The sequence below is a fragment of the Alkalispirochaeta alkalica DSM 8900 genome (genome assembly GCF_000373545.1).
Lineage (GTDB): Bacteria > Spirochaetota > Spirochaetia > DSM-27196 > Alkalispirochaetaceae > Alkalispirochaeta > Alkalispirochaeta alkalica.
Window position 1 is genome coordinate 165,768 of record NZ_KB891691.1, and the last position, 14,290, is coordinate 180,057.

At 63.5% G+C, this 14,290-nt stretch carries 13 protein-coding genes and 3 pseudogenes; 11 read left to right on the forward strand and 5 right to left on the reverse strand.

Annotated elements, in window-relative coordinates:
• Positions 1-64: 64 nt before the first annotated feature.
• Positions 65-523: an FxsA family protein gene (locus B071_RS20220; protein WP_169336282.1), complete on the forward strand. Its 459-nt coding sequence runs from the start codon at positions 65-67 to the stop codon at positions 521-523.
• A gap of 146 nt (positions 524-669) precedes the next feature.
• Here the strand turns inward: B071_RS20220 and B071_RS19935 are convergent.
• Positions 670-1,716 (reverse strand): annotated as a pseudogene (locus B071_RS19935) (exodeoxyribonuclease V subunit gamma); the annotation flags it as partial.
• Positions 1,717-1,894: 178 nt separating this feature from the next.
• On the opposite strand from B071_RS19935, the gene B071_RS18820 reads away from it, so the two are divergent.
• The 4 genes from B071_RS18820 to B071_RS15080 all read left to right on the forward strand — a co-directional run bounded on the left by B071_RS18820 (position 1,895) and on the right by B071_RS15080 (position 5,097).
• Positions 1,895-2,425 carry an FxsA family protein gene (locus B071_RS18820; RefSeq protein WP_018525178.1) on the forward strand — a complete coding sequence of 177 codons (531 nt, stop codon included), beginning with the start codon at positions 1,895-1,897 and terminating at the stop codon, positions 2,423-2,425.
• Complete coding sequence (locus tag B071_RS0100700) at positions 2,422-3,789, forward strand: M18 family aminopeptidase (RefSeq protein WP_018525179.1); 1,368 nt, start codon at positions 2,422-2,424, stop codon at positions 3,787-3,789. Before B071_RS18820 ends, B071_RS0100700 begins: the two co-directional genes overlap by 4 nt.
• Positions 3,758-4,276, forward strand: a complete 519-nt coding sequence (locus tag B071_RS18065) for a SixA phosphatase family protein (RefSeq protein WP_083914254.1) — start codon at positions 3,758-3,760, stop codon at positions 4,274-4,276. The genes B071_RS0100700 and B071_RS18065 overlap by 32 nt, the downstream gene beginning before the upstream one ends.
• Complete coding sequence (locus B071_RS15080; protein WP_018525181.1) at positions 4,273-5,097, forward strand: tRNA/rRNA methyltransferase; 825 nt, start codon at positions 4,273-4,275, stop codon at positions 5,095-5,097. Before B071_RS18065 ends, B071_RS15080 begins: the two co-directional genes overlap by 4 nt.
• Positions 5,098-5,287: 190 nt before the next feature.
• Here B071_RS15080 and B071_RS20000 read toward each other — a convergent pair.
• Positions 5,288-5,764, reverse strand: a pseudogene (locus B071_RS20000) (pseudouridine synthase); the annotation flags it as partial.
• A 31-nt stretch (positions 5,765-5,795) separates the two neighbouring features.
• Here B071_RS20000 and B071_RS20005 point away from each other — a divergent pair.
• Positions 5,796-6,587: a metallophosphoesterase family protein gene (locus tag B071_RS20005; RefSeq protein WP_026244870.1), complete on the forward strand. Its 792-nt coding sequence runs from the start codon at positions 5,796-5,798 to the stop codon at positions 6,585-6,587.
• A 49-nt stretch (positions 6,588-6,636) separates the two neighbouring features.
• Here the strand turns inward: B071_RS20005 and xseA are convergent.
• Together xseA and B071_RS18835 are read right to left on the reverse strand one after the other, a co-directional pair.
• Positions 6,637-7,797, reverse strand: a pseudogene (gene xseA, locus B071_RS0100725) (exodeoxyribonuclease VII large subunit); the annotation flags it as partial.
• Positions 7,798-9,033: 1,236 nt separating this feature from the next.
• Positions 9,034-9,444: a pseudouridine synthase gene (locus B071_RS18835; RefSeq protein WP_083914263.1), complete on the reverse strand. Its 411-nt coding sequence runs from the start codon at positions 9,442-9,444 to the stop codon at positions 9,034-9,036.
• A gap of 31 nt (positions 9,445-9,475) precedes the next feature.
• On the opposite strand from B071_RS18835, the gene B071_RS0100735 reads away from it, so the two are divergent.
• The 5 genes from B071_RS0100735 to B071_RS20550 all read left to right on the forward strand — a co-directional run bounded on the left by B071_RS0100735 (position 9,476) and on the right by B071_RS20550 (position 13,799).
• Complete coding sequence (locus B071_RS0100735) at positions 9,476-10,297, forward strand: metallophosphoesterase family protein (RefSeq protein ID WP_018525185.1); 822 nt, start codon at positions 9,476-9,478, stop codon at positions 10,295-10,297.
• 50 nt (positions 10,298-10,347) lie between these two features.
• Positions 10,348-11,091, forward strand: a complete 744-nt coding sequence (locus tag B071_RS15085) for an alpha/beta hydrolase (protein ID WP_103681322.1) — start codon at positions 10,348-10,350, stop codon at positions 11,089-11,091.
• Positions 11,092-12,247: 1,156 nt separating this feature from the next.
• Positions 12,248-12,670, forward strand: a complete 423-nt coding sequence (locus B071_RS20225; protein ID WP_051075233.1) for a zinc-ribbon domain-containing protein — start codon at positions 12,248-12,250, stop codon at positions 12,668-12,670.
• A gap of 93 nt (positions 12,671-12,763) precedes the next feature.
• On the forward strand, positions 12,764-13,336 hold the full coding sequence (locus tag B071_RS20545) for a hypothetical protein (protein ID WP_018525189.1): 573 nt from the start codon (positions 12,764-12,766) through the stop codon (positions 13,334-13,336).
• Positions 13,337-13,454: 118 nt separating this feature from the next.
• Positions 13,455-13,799, forward strand: a complete 345-nt coding sequence (locus tag B071_RS20550) for a DUF192 domain-containing protein (RefSeq protein WP_245534023.1) — start codon at positions 13,455-13,457, stop codon at positions 13,797-13,799.
• Here B071_RS20550 and xseB read toward each other — a convergent pair.
• Positions 13,796-14,071: an exodeoxyribonuclease VII small subunit gene (gene xseB, locus B071_RS0100765; protein ID WP_018525191.1), complete on the reverse strand. Its 276-nt coding sequence runs from the start codon at positions 14,069-14,071 to the stop codon at positions 13,796-13,798. The genes B071_RS20550 and xseB overlap by 4 nt on opposite strands.
• Between the last annotated feature and the right edge of the window lie 219 nt (positions 14,072-14,290).

The window sequence follows — 14,290 nt, forward strand, 5'->3', positions numbered from 1 at the left end:
ATCCTGAATCCCGGGAGGGGTCTGAATCCTCTGAATCCTCTGAACCCCAGGAGGGAAACGAGATATGTTTATCCGGTTGTTGCTGCTCTTTACGGTCCTGCCCGTGGTGGAGCTCTATCTGTTGATTCGCCTCGGGACCGCTATCGGAGGCCTTCCCACGATAGCCCTGGTAATCATCACGGGTATCGTGGGGGCCCGCCTTGCCCGATCCCAGGGCTTTTCGGTGCTCCAGAAAATTCGCCAGAAGGCTGCCCGGGGGGAGTCTCCCGCATCGGAGATGGTGGACGGCCTCTGTATTCTTGTGGCCGGGATCGTCCTGCTCACGCCGGGAATCCTCACCGACCTTGGGGGGGTGCTTCTGCTCGTCCCCGCTTCGCGGGAGGTGCTCAAACGGGTTATCTCGCGCTCCCTGGCTGCTGCTGCGGCGAGGGGGACCGTCTCCTTTACGGAGTTCNGGGCGTACCGGCTGATATCGGGAACCATGACCATCACGTCGCGGGGCTCCAGATCCGGGTCCTCCTGAAAGGCCTGCAGCAGATTGTCGTGGAGAATCTCCACCTCCCTGAGGGCGCTGTGGGCGCTGTGGAAGGTGAGAGACCTGTCTTCCCCGGCCGGTGGGGCCTGCCACCGTTCCCGGGTCTCTTCCAGGGAGCGGAGTTCGAAGATGTCCTCCTGAAGCTGGTGAAGCAGGCAGGACTCGCCGGGTGAACGGAAGACCTCGGACTGTCCCGCTTCGTCCAGGGAGTCGAGGAGCGCGATGTAATCGCGACCCTGCATTCCCCAGGAGATCAAAAGGGGGTGGCCGTGAAAGTGGAGATCGTCTGCCCGAAGGAGTTCCCCGCCGGGCCTGGCCCTGCGACGTTGCCGGGTAGCCACCCCCGGAGATCTTCCGATCTCTGTCCAGTGGTACCGCGAGGGGTTGTGGACAAAGAGCAGGACCTGGCTGAAACGGCTCGCCGCCTGCAGTATCTCGATGACCGGGGCCGTGAGGGTGCTCATTCCGAAGGCGATGATCCGGGGAGGGAGTCCCCGGGGTCGTTCCGTGCACTCCCCCAGGTATGTGGTGCAACGCTGGTGAATGGTTGCCCGGTCTGTGCCCTGGAGCTCCCGGGGCATGTCCTGACAGAGACGCTGCCAGAGCCGTGCCTGCCAGTGGTGCTCTTCGGGAAAGACCGGGGGCCCCTCAAGGCGCCCTTCCTGCCAGGCCGAGAGCCAGTCGGCGCGGTAGACCTGATACTGGTCNAGGAGATCGGCGATCCGCAGGGCCAGCTCGTAGCGCCGNACCAGATCACTGCTGTCGGCCAGGAACCGCCGGAGTTCCACAAAGGCCGGGTCCGGGAGCAGTTCCGGGAGAATTCGCAGAATTCGCCAGACCAGGAGCTCCTTGTCGTAGGGCGAGACCAGGGGGACCGCCTCGTTCCCCGGCGTGGAGCGGTAGAGTCGCCATTGAAGGCGGGCGGGCAGGGTTATTTCCAGCCCCATGGCAACCCCCGACCCGGCCAGGGCAAACTTCAGCCACTGACTGATGCCGTTGCTCTGGACCAGGATCGTCTCCGCTTCCAGGGGCGGAAGGGGATTTTCGCTGATCCACTGCACCATAAGATCCCGCAGGTCCTCCAGCAGATTTCCGTGGATCACCTGGAGGCCGGGAGAGATCGTTCCCGAGGGTTCCCCGGGGAAAGGGGAGGGCGACGTTGCCGGGGATTGCTTGCTCACGGACTATACTCTACATCCTTCCCGGGCTCTCCTCAAGGGAAGATGTATCCCCGGGGAATGTCAGCCGGGGTGCGGTGGGCCCTGCGGGGGTTGGAGCTGCCTCACCGGTCTGGTATCCTGAATCCCGGGAGGGGTCTGAATCCTCTGAATCCTCTGAACCCCAGGAGGGAAACGAGATATGTTTATCCGGTTGTTGCTGCTCTTTACGGTCCTGCCCGTGGTGGAGCTCTATCTGTTGATTCGCCTCGGGACCGCTATCGGAGGCCTTCCCACGATAGCCCTGGTAATCATCACGGGTATCGTGGGGGCCCGCCTTGCCCGATCCCAGGGCTTTTCGGTGCTCCAGAAAATTCGCCAGAAGGCTGCCCGGGGGGAGTCTCNCGCATCGGAGATGGTGGACGGCCTCTGTATTCTTGTGGCCGGGATCGTCCTGCTCACGCCGGGAATCCTCACCGACCTTGGGGGGGTGCTTCTGCTCGTCCCCGCTTCGCGGGAGGTGCTCAAACGGGTTATCTCGCGCTCCCTGGCTGCTGCTGCGGCGAGGGGGACCGTCTCCTTTACGGAGTTCACCACCTTCACCGGCGGGGTTTCTCACGATCCCGGGGGGAGCCCGCCCGAGCGTCCCGTGGAGGAGCCCGAGACGACCTTTTTTCATGACCATCCTCGGGGGAGGGACTTCGAGGATACCGAAGGAGAGAAGAACCAGTGAGAGAAGAGAGCGATGCCTTCAGCCGGGAACTCTGCCGGTTTATCGATCAGGGGGTAACCAGCCTGCACAGCGTCTGTGCCCTGGTCGACCGTCTGGAGCAGGCGGGGTTTACCCCTCTGGATGGTGATGCTGCCCTGAAACCGGGTGATACCCGCTACGTCAGGCGCGAGGGTGCGCTTGTGGCGTGCCGGATCGGGACAGAGCCGCTCCGCCGGGGCGGGGTCGTGATCGCCGCTGCCCATACCGATAGCCCGGGGCTGCACGTGAAACATCGTTCGGTGCGCCGGACAGACCGGTTTCTGCAGGTTCCCGTGGAGGTCTACGGGGGGCCCATCCTCGCAACGTGGCTCGACCGGGATCTGGCGCTGGCCGGNCGTATCGGTCACGATCCCGGAGCGGGAGAGGGCCGGGGAGGGATGACCCTGATATCGCTCCCGGCGGTAAGGGGGGTGATTCCCAATCTGGCGATTCACTTGAACCGGGAGATCAACGACGGCGCGGTCTACAACCGGCAGGATCACCTGCGAGCCCTCTTTCTGGACCCTTCTTCGCGGAGTTCGAGCGGTGAGGATTCGAGCAGTCAGGATCGGGAAGATCAGGATCCGGCAGCGGCGTTTCTTGCCCTGGCTCTGAGCGGTACCGGTATCGATCCCGGGGCGGTGCGCGACGCCGAGCTGACGCTGGTCCCCGCCGATGGGGCCCGGGTTACTCCCCAGGGGCTCCTGCTTGCGCCCCGGATCGATAACCTGGCTGGCTGTTTCTCCGTGCTCCAGGCCCTGTTGGGGGTCCAGGCCGCCCCGCAGACCCAGGTTGCGATCTTCTACGACCACGAAGAAGTGGGGAGCGTGACCGCCACCGGTGCNGCCGGGGCCATGACCGGGCAGTTCCTGCGTCGTCTGTGCCGCCTGGCTCCGGGGGGTNATGTTCCGCTGGAGGATGTTCTCTCCAGANCGGTGCTGATCTCCAACGATGCGGCCCACGCCCGGCACCCCAACTACCGGGAGAAGCACGACGAGGGGTACGCCCCGGTGCTGACGGGTGGACCCGTGGTCAAGAAGAGTGCTGTGCGCCGTTACGCCAGCGAGCTCCCCGTGACGAGCTGGATCGCCGGCGTCGCCCGGCGGGCGGGTCTCCCCCTGCAGTATTTGCAGAACCGTTCCGATATCGCCGCCGGTTCCACCATCGGTCCTGCCGTGGCATCGCGTTTGGCGATTCCCGGGGTCGATCTGGGAGTGCCCATTCTCGGTATGCATTCGATCCGGGAGACGGGGGCGGTGGTCGATGTAGAGCAGATGACGGCCCTTGTGGCCGGAACGTACAAGGAAGATCTGGATGAAATATTTGACTCTCCTGCGTCACGCTGAGGCTCACGGGGGAGGGCTGACCCGGGCCGACAGGGACCGACCTCTCTCGGAGGCGGGCATCGGTGATGCCCGGCACNTGGGAGCGGTGCTCCGCGCTCTGGCTCCTCCTCCCCAGGCGGTCTATACCAGCAACGCCCTCCGGACCCGGGAGACGGTGACTCATCTTCTGGGTGGCTGGCCCGGACTCGTTCTGGAGCCCGAGATCGATCCCGACCTCTACCTGGCCGAGGCTGCTACCATTTGGGATGTGGCCTATTCGGCCCTGCTCCAGTGGGATCACGTCTGGATTTGTGCCCATAATCCGGGTGTGACCGAGAGCGTGGAACATTTGTGCGGAAACCGGATCGAGCAGTTCCCTCCTGCCGGGGTTGTGCGCATCCTCTTTGAGGATCTGCTCCCCTCGGGGACCAACGGTTCGCTTCTCTTCTATCACGCACCGGAACGGGCTCTTTTCCGGGGCCCGGCTTCCGCCGGAGGCGTGGCATGATCGATATCGCGATCGTCCTGGTCGAACCCGCCCGGGGTGGAAACGTGGGAGCCTCGGCTCGGGCCATGAAAACCATGGGCTTTACCGATCTGCGCGTGGTGGTGCCCCCCGACCATTGCCGGGAGCCCCTGCGCTCGTCGGTGCGGACCAGCGAGGCCAAGTCCTTTGCTCACGGCTCAACCGATGTCCTCGATTCGGCCCGGCTCTTTCCCTCCCTGAAGGAAGCTGTGGCCGATCGTGATCTGGTGGTGGGCACCACGGCGCGACGCCGGGGGAACCGGGAGGATTACTATCCGCCCAGGGAGCTTGGGGAGATGCTCTCCGAGGGTAAGCGGGGGGAGCGGATCGCNCTCGTTTTTGGTCGTGAGGAGAGCGGCCTCTCCAACCGGGAGCTCGCCTGCTGCCACGTCACAACGGCGATCCCCATGCGCGCCTCCTATCCCTCGCTGAACCTCTCCCAGGCGGTTATGGTCTACTGTTACGAACTCTCGCCGTTGCGCTTCCAGGTTCATCAGCCCCGGCAGGAACCGGACTCCCCGACCCTGGACGCGCTCTCGCGAAAGGCCTCGGCCACCCTGTTGCGCCTGGGCTTTGACCCGGGCAGGGCCGTGTTCCNACGAATTATGGAGCGCCTGGGATCCCTCCAGCGGATAGACACGCACCTGGCGCTCTCGGTTATTAACGCGATTGATCAGCGCCTTCCCGGGAAGCCCGTTGCTCTCGGGCAGGGCGATCCTCCCGGGAAGGAGGGCTCTCTTGAGCAGGCCGCCCCTCCCGGGCAGGAAGACCTTCTTGGGGAAGACTCTTCCGGGGTAGACTGAGCGCCTCGCTCACCCCCTGCCAGATACCTCGGGCCGGAAGATCGGCGGAACAGATCAGCTCCTGCCCCGGAAAGAGGGGGTGGGGCATCGCCAGGTACCAGGAGTGCAGGGCGATGCTTCGGTCCTTGAGTGGCCGTCGCGCCCCGTAGCGGGCATCGCCCAGGATGAACCAGCCCCGGTGGGCGAGTTGCGCCCGGATNTGGTGCTGGCGTCCCGTCCCGAGCTCNATCAGGAGAATCGTATGGTGGCGAGTGCTCCCGATCGTCTCGTAGCGGAGCGTCGAGAATCGTCCCCCCGGGGTGCCCGCAGGGACAACCCGGGTATTTCCCCCGCCTCCCCCCTTCATGCCCCCCGGGACCAGATAGTCCTCCAGAACACCCTGTGCCGGGGTCGGTGGTGCGGTAACCACGGCCAGATACCGCCGCTGGACCGCGCCCTCCGCNAGGGAACTGTGAATTCNCCTGAAGGATTCGGGGGTTCTCGCGAGAACCACCGCTCCGCTCACGGGTTGGTCGATCCGGTGGACCGGCTGAAGACCGGGGTCTCCCAGGGCGTCCCGGAAGGCCCTCACCACCGTCTTTTGCCGGGTGTCTCTGGTCTGAACGGGCTCGCCCGCCTCCTTGGCTACCACGGCGAGCCATGAATCGAGATAAAGTAGGGTGCTCATGCGGGTCAGGAGTGTAGCGGGAAATCCCGCTATGATCCATAATAGGGACGTGCGATGTGTTCATATTTCTGATCTTCACCTTGATCTTGTGAATCGGACGCCCCAGGGCGTTCCCGTGTGGGACCATTTCTTCTGGGCCCGAAAAACGGCCCGGAACCTTAACCCCGATCTGGTGGTTATCACGGGTGATCTTGCCCTGGACCAGGGATCGGAAGAGCTCTATCGGGAGATCGCCTCGGAGCTGGTCTTTCCCGGTGCCCAGGTGTTGCTGGTGCCGGGTAATCACGACAAGCGGGAGTATTTCGCCACGGCCTTTGGCAGGCGCTACACCCTGGACCCTCACTGGCCCCGGCTGGACCGGGTTGTGGAGACGGGCGGTCGTACCATGATCCTGCTGGACAGCGCCGACGGGGAGATCTCCCGGGAGACCCTGGCCTGGCTCGATTCCTTTCTTACCTCCACCGCTTCTGCGGTCAGGCGGGGAGAGCAGGACGGCACGGTCCTGCTCTGGATGCACCATCCTCCCCTGGGAGGGTTCAACCGTTTCATGGATACCAATTACCCCCTGCGCAACGGGCGGGAGCTGGTCTCGCTTCTCGAGGGTTTTGCCGGGCTGCTCCGGTTTCATCTCTTCTGTGGCCACTATCATACCGATGATCAGCGTCACCAGGAGAACATCACCCAGTATTCTGTCCCCTCCACCTGGATCCAGNCCCTTTGGTTGGGTTCTTTCTGTCCGGGGATTCCCCATCGGGGGCTCTGCCGTCTGGAACGGTCCCGGAGGCACCGGGTTCTTCTTCCGGGCGGTGTCGCCGCACCGTGACGGTGGCGTCGTGGAACTGGAGATCCAGCGTCTCCTCGGTGATCTCCGCTGCCCNGGTAGTGATCGCTCCCGAGGAATGACCCCGGACGATCGCGTACCCCCGTTCCAGGGGCAGGAAGGGAGACGAGCTTTCCACCCGTTCGAGGCAGATCGCAAGACGTCGACGTGCCTCGTCAAGGCGTTTCTCTATCGACCCCTGGAGGCTTTCCCGCGCTGAATCGAGCCGCTGGTACCAGGGCTGGACGTAGTTGCGGTACCGGTAGCGGAGCTCCTCCGTGGAGACCCGCTCGAGACGGCTTCCGAGCCTGTCCAGCCGACCCAGATACTCCCGGACCAGACTTCTTCCCGCCCCGCGCAGGCGATTCAGGATCTCCTCCTCACCGGCACAGACCACTTCGGCGGCCGCCGAGGGTGTGGGAGCCCGGTAGTCGGCGGCAAAATCGGAGAGCGCCCAATCGATCTCGTGACCCACGGCGGAGATCACGGGGATCTCGCTCGCGGCGATCGCCAGAACCACCGCTTCCTCGCTGAAGGGAAGCAGATCCTCCAGGGAGCCACCCCCCCGGGTGACCAGAATCACCTCTCCCAGGCGATGGCGGTTCGCGTACCCCACCATGCGCGCGATCTCCTCGCCCGCNGCGGCACCCTGAACAGCGGCAGGAAGAATCCTGACATCCACCCCCGCACCCCGGCGCTGCAGAATCTGCAGAATATCCCGTATTGCCGCCCCGCCCGGGGANGTTATCACGGCCAGGGTCCGCGGAGCGTAGGGAAGAGGTCGGGAGCGGTCAAAGAGGCCCCGGGCGGCGAGGCTCCGCTTTCGCTCTTCCAGGAGAGCCAGAATTCGCCCCTGGCCCGCCCGGCTCATGCGCCGGACGATCAACTGATACGANCCCCGGGGAGGGTAGACGCTCACCGAGGCGGTCACGCGTACCAGATCGCCATCGCNGGGATCAAAATCGACCCGGTTAGCCGCTCCGCGGAAGAGCGCGCATTGAATCACNGCCGAGTTGTCCTTCAGGGAGAAATACCAGTGCCCCGACGAGGCGGGGCGGAAGTTCGATATTTCCCCCTCCACCGTCACCTCGGGAAAACGGTCCTCCAGAATGCGTTTGATCGCCGCTGTCAGTTGGGAGACCTGCAGCACGGAGCTCCAGCCCCGGTCGTCCCCGGTCTGGCCGGGTATGGGGTCGATCATAGGGTCGATCATATCACCGGAGCTTATCTGACCCTCATGACACGCTCAACCCCTGTCGATACAGTAGGGAGGTATGGATCATCTCATTCTGGCCTTTTCACAGCTCTCTCCCTACCTTGATCTCGCCTTCCCGGGGGGGCAGACTCCCCGTCAGGAAGTTATAGAGCGTCTTCTCGGCATATCCCGTGGTACAGTTCCGGTAACGGTTGTTCTCCCCGCCGGTAATGATTTCGCCGGTAATGACTCCCGTCAGAACGATCCCCACTGGACCGACCCTCAGCGGGCCGGTTCAGTCTTTCCTGACTCGTGGCAGGTGCTCTTCCTGGAGGATCTTTCTGCGGCGGCCTCCCTGGAGGCGATCTCCCGGGCGCTACCCCGCGATGCGGGACACCTCACCTGGGTCGATGGTGATGCGCCCTTCTTCTCTCCNGCCCTCACCAGGTATCTTCAGGAGCTCCACAGCCGATCCTGGTGCGATTACACCTTTGCCGACGGGTTTCCCCAGGGCTACGCTCCCCAGATTCTCCGGCGGGAAACCCTGCCCGTTCTGGCCGCCCTGGCCGGGGGAAAGGACCTCTCCTGGAGCCGCACCGTCCTCTTCGACACGATCAGNCTCGATATCAACGCCTTTGATATCGAAACCGAGGCCGCCTGCGACGACTACGCGCTCCTGCGCCTCTCCCTCACCGTCGATTCNCGGGCCAATTATCTCCTCTGCCGCGCCCTGGCCGAAGAGGGGCTGGGAAAACCCTGGGAGCCCCCGCAGGTCCTGGATCCCTTCAGGGAGCGATTCCCCGACGGTGACGATCCCCTCCTGCAGCGTATTACGGAAGATCGGCTTCTGGGACGAACCCTTCCCCGGTACATTCAGATCCAGCTTACCACGCGCAGGGCCCAGACCCCCCTCTTTCTTCCTCCCGTGCCCGGCGCTCNTTCAACCGAAGATNGTCGCGAGGGGTCTCCGGAAGAGGCGCACCGGGACATGAGCCCCGAGACATTCGGGGCCATCCTGGACGAGATCGCCACCGTTGCCCCCGAGGCGGTGATATCCCTGGGGTATTACGGGGAGCCGGGACTCTGTCCCCGCTTTTCCGAGCTGCTTGACGCGCTGGAACGGGTGCCCCGGGCNAGGGTGTATCTGGAAACCTCCGGTACGGGCTGGTCCAGGGAAAACCGCGAGGCCCTGCTGGCCCGGCATAATCTGCTGGAGGCAGTGATCGTCGAGGTTGACGCGGCCCGGGAAGAGACCTACCAGGCCCTGCGCGGCNGCGTCGAGAATCGTCCCCCCGGGGTGCCCGCAGGGACAACCCGGGTATTTCCCCCGCCTCCCCCCTTCATGCCCCCCGGGACCAGATAGTCCTCCAGAACACCCTGTGCCGGGGTCGGTGGTGCGGTAACCACGGCCAGATACCGCCGCTGGACCGCGCCCTCCGCNAGGGAACTGTGAATTCNCCTGAAGGATTCGGGGGTTCTCGCGAGAACCACCGCTCCGCTCACGGGTTGGTCGATCCGGTGGACCGGCTGAAGACCGGGGTCTCCCAGGGCGTCCCGGAAGGCCCTCACCACCGTCTTTTGCCGGGTGTCTCTGGTCTGAACGGGCTCGCCCGCCTCCTTGGCTACCACGGCGAGCCATGAATCGAGATAAAGTAGGGTGCTCATGCGGGTCAGGAGTGTAGCGGGAAATCCCGCTATGATCCATAATAGGGACGTGCGATGTGTTCATATTTCTGATCTTCACCTTGATCTTGTGAATCGGACGCCCCAGGGCGTTCCCGTGTGGGACCATTTCTTCTGGGCCCGNAAAACGGCCCGGAACCTTAACCCCGATCTGGTGGTTATCACGGGTGATCTTGCCCTGGACCAGGGATCGGAAGAGCTCTATCGGGAGATCGCCTCGGAGCTGGTCTTTCCCGGTGCCCAGGTGTTGCTGGTGCCGGGTAATCACGACAAGCGGGAGTATTTCGCCACGGCCTTTGGCAGGCGCTACACCCTGGACCCTCACTGGCCCCGGCTGGACCGGGTTGTGGAGACGGGCGGTCGTACCATGATCCTGCTGGACAGCGCCGACGGGGAGATCTCCCGGGAGACCCTGGCCTGGCTCGATTCCTTTCTTACCTCCACCGCTTCTGCGGTCAGGCGGGGAGAGCAGGACGGCACGGTCCTGCTCTGGATGCACCATCCTCCCCTGGGAGGGTTCAACCGTTTCATGGATACCAATTACCCCCTGCGCAACGGGCGGGAGCTGGTCTCGCTTCTCGAGGGTTTTGCCGGGCTGCTCCGGTTTCATCTCTTCTGTGGCCACTATCATACCGATGATCAGCGTCACCAGGAGAACATCACCCAGTATTCTGTCCCCTCCACCTGGATCCAGNTGGACCCGGAGACGCCCGGTTTTGCCGTCGCCTCCAGGGTAGCGGGGCTGCGCCTCGTCGATATCGATTCCTCNGGTACGGTGGAGACCCTGGTGATCGAGCAGGCCCCCGAAACCTTGTCCAGCCCGGCCGATTCGTGAATACTGTCCCCGTGCGATCATCAATAACGGCGATCCCGGCCGAGACACGGGTGTTGCCGGGGGCCCGTACGCTCCGGCTCGAGCGGGAAGGGGCTACCCGGGCGGTTCTGGTGCTTCACGGGTTTACCGGCTACGTGGGGGAAATGCGGTTTCTCGCGGAGTATCTCCACCAGGAGGGGTTCTCTGTCCTGGCCCCCCGTCTTCCCGGGCACGGGACGAACAATCGCGATTTCCGCGCCTCCGGCAGCGGTGACTGGTGGCGCGCCTCGGTGGAGGCCTACCTGGAGCTGGCTTCCCGGTACGATCAGGTCATGGTGACGGGCCTTTCCATGGGAGGGGTCCTTTCGGCCCTTCTGGCGTCCCGCTTCCCCCTGGCCCGGGCGGCGCTTCTCGCTCCGGCTCTGGATATTTCCAACCCCCTCGTGCCCCTGACNCCCTTCCTGCGGTACCTCGTTCCGCCCCTGCGAAAACCCGAAAAAGAGCCCGATCAGGACCCCGAGCGGGAATACCTGGCCCGGGAGTACTGGAACTGGCAGTGGCCCCGGGAGACCGCCGAGCTCTACCGTCTGGTGAGGCTGGGGCGCAGGGCGCTCGGCAAGATTACCTGTCCTACCCTCACGGTGGTCTCGGCCCAGGACGATACGGTTCCTCTCGCCGTGGCCAGACGGATCGAAAGATCGATCGCCGCATCGGAACGGCAGACCCTGACACTGGAAGAGTCGGGTCATGTCATCACCGATGGTCCCGACCGGGAACGGGTGGCCCGGGCGGTGGCGGAGTGGTTCTTGCGCTGAACCTCGGGNGCAAAGGGGCCGATAGATAAGCTATGAAACGGATTATCCAGCCCATCCTTCGAACCCTCTCGTGGTGTTCCTCAATTTTCTGTGTGGTTCTCCTTCTCCTTTTTCTCTCCGCCGGAACAGCTTTTGCAGGGATTTCCCCGGCAGGTTNTTCAGGAGCGCCGGGATCAGGCCGGACCTTGATAAACGGTGAACGGCTNCTCTTCGGCTTCATTTTTCTGCCGCACCAGGCTGTGGAGGGAAAAGACCTCTCCCTGGAGGAGGATATCCTGATTCTCCTGCGGGATCACCGCGATTCCCTGCGGATGGTTGCCCCCGAGGGGATGGTTCCCGTTTCCGNTCAGCCCGGGGTCCTTCTGGGATATTTTGCCGGCGACTCCTCGGCGGTCTCCTTCCGGGTTGCCCGAATCGACCTCGAGGCGGGGTCACTGCCGGTGCGGGTGGACCGCTCCCAGCTGGTTCAGACCACGGGGGGGCGGCGTCTCCACCTCTCCCCCTGGGATATTCCAGCCTGGCCCGAGGCGATCTTCCCCGACGGCCTCGACGATGACTGGGAAGATATCTCCCCGATCAGATCCTTTTCGTCGATTTTTCTTCCTCCTCAGGTGGAGTTGCGCTCCGGCCGGGCTCTCTCGTTTCAGGAGGGGGCCGACCGCGAGGATGCCGGTCAGGAGAGAGATGATCAGGAAGGGATCGATCAGGCCAGAATTCTGGCGGGGAGCGACGATATCGCCTCGGCCCGATTCTGGCGCCTGGGAGGAACCATGGTTCGCCACGTCTATAGCCACGTTGGCCGGGACTCCTGGTTTCTCGCCTTGCGGACGGAGGAGCAAATCCTGGACAATACGGGGTACCACTTCCGGCTCTCGCCGGAAGCGGAGCTGGTGGTGCTCGTGGATGGCCGAAGCGGTCCTGTGGTGTATCGCCGCCGGGGCGAATCGCCGCGTTGGGCGGGCCAGTACGCCCTGAACAACCGGTTTCTGGAGATCCAGCTGGACCGGGACCTGCTGGGACAGGCCCTGGAGCAGGCTACCCGGGGGGAGACCGAGCCGCTGCGGGAGATATCCCTGATTACCTCCCATCGGACGCCGTCCCGGGTGGAGCGGTTCTATCTGGCTGAACTTCCGCTTCCCCGGGGACTGCGCCAGCCATGAGTCCCGGGGCGAAACGGCTCCCCGCCTCGTCGTCGCGGAAGTTTTTTTGTGGCAACTGCGGTCGGGAGGTGGCCGAGGACGATACGTTCTGTCGTCACTGCGCGGCGCTTTTTCGTGCCATCAAGTGTCCNCAGTGCGGGTATCGGGGCAAACAGCATCACTTTGCCCAGGGGTGCCCTCTCTGCGGGTTTCTCGGCCCCTCCGGGGAGGAGCGCGACAGGGGAGGTTCGGAAAAGAAGGAACAGAGGCCCAAGGGCTCGCTCCTCGCCAGGGCGACCCTGGTCCGGTCTCGCCGGGCTTCGTCCTGGCAGCATCGGGGGGGTGGGGCCAAGTCGCCTCCTGCCTGGGTGTTCTGGTTTTTTCTCNCCGCCCTGGTGGGNGGCTTCCTGATCCTGAGTCTGGTCTATCTTTATATGTAGNCTCTATATTATAGACGGCATATAGATGATGNACAGAGGATCAACAGAAAAAGATAAACCGTCGATGATAAAGAGCCGATGACAGAAAGGACCATGAGAGGGATAACAAAAAGGACGAGCCTGGGAGGACGATGCCGGCCCTTTCTCCTTGTGCTATTTCTCCCGATCTTCCTCGCCGTCGGGGCACGGGCCTTCTCCCAGGAGTCTCTCCAGAGAGGGTTTCGGGAACTGCTCCTGGGGTTGCCCTTCGAGACGATTCAGGACCGGCTGAAAGAGGACCTCTCCTTTTCCTATCGGGGCGAACCCGATGTATCGATGAGCTTGACCAGCGGAGAGTACGTGATCGATGTCCGGGGGCGGCGCTATCTCGAACGGGGGCTTTTCCAGTTTCATCAGGAAGAACTCTATATTATCACGCTTTACCCGAACCCCCAGCTCCTTGATTATTTCCAGATCTTCGAACGCCTTCGTTCCCGCTACGGCGAGCCCCGGGACNTGGACAATCGTCGAGCCTTCTGGGAGGACGGGATCACCCGGATCGAGCTCGAACGGCCTCTGGTTGTACGATATCTGGATCTGCAGCGCTTCCTGGAGCGGCGCCAGGAAAGGCGGNCCAGGGAGACTCTGGAAGATCTGTCACGGGAGCAGTTTCTTGAATCCTTCTAGAAAAAATGGGAAAAGACGNCNCGGGAAGGGGGCCCTGCTCCTTCTCCAGGCCGGGTTTCTCCTCTGGGGAAGCCTGCTCTCGTGCAGTTCCGGTGANCCNCACCGGGTGGCCCTGGAGGTGGGAGGCCACANCTTTCAAGTCGAACTCGCCCGAACCGAGGAGGAGCGCGCCCGGGGCCTCATGTTCCGGGAGGAGCTCGGCCCNGACGAGGGAATGCTNTTCATCTTCCCCGATTCGGCGATCCGGGCCTTTTGGATGAAGAACACCCCGCTTCCTCTCTCGATCGCCTATATTTCCGCCCGGGGAGTGATCCTCGAGATTCGTCACATGGAGCCCTTCTCGCTGGAACCTGTTCAGGCCCGTCACCCCCTGAAATTTGCCCTGGAAGTGAACCAGGGGCGCTTTCAGGAGCTGGGGATCCTCCCGGGAGCCCGGGTNGATCTGAGCCCCCTGGGGTATTAGGACTCTCCCGGTTCTTCCCGATCCCTGGCGGCCCGCGCCTCCAGTTCGGGGAAGAGCTCCAGCACAGGCGGCTGGGGATCGTCGGAGCTCTCGGGCTTGTTCACCAGTACCTGGATTCGTCGTTCCAGTTTCTGGAGTTCCCCCTCCAGCGAGCGGGCCAAGGTGAGGCCCTCCTCAAAGAGGGTCGAGGCCTGGTCGATAGGAGTGGTACCGTCCCGCAGTTTTTCCGCGATCTCCTCAAGCCGTTCAAGGCGTTTTTCAAAGGTCTTCATCGTTTTGNCTTCTCTCGTTTGGAACTCTCTCGTTGGGAGTTTTCTTTTTTGAGTNCCCTTTGGTTGGGTTCTTTCTGTCCGGGGATTCCCCATCGGGGGCTCTGCCGTCTGGAACGGTCCCGGAGGCACCGGGTTCTTCTTCCGGGCGGTGTCGCCGCACCGTGACGGTGGCGTCGTGGAACTGGAGATCCAGCGTCTCCTCGGTGATCTCCGCTGCCC

Coding starts and splice junctions, on each gene's coding strand:
- xseB (WP_018525191.1), bottom strand. CDS start 14,071: ATGAAGACCTTTGAAAAACGCCTTGAACGGCTTGAGGAGATCGCGGAA.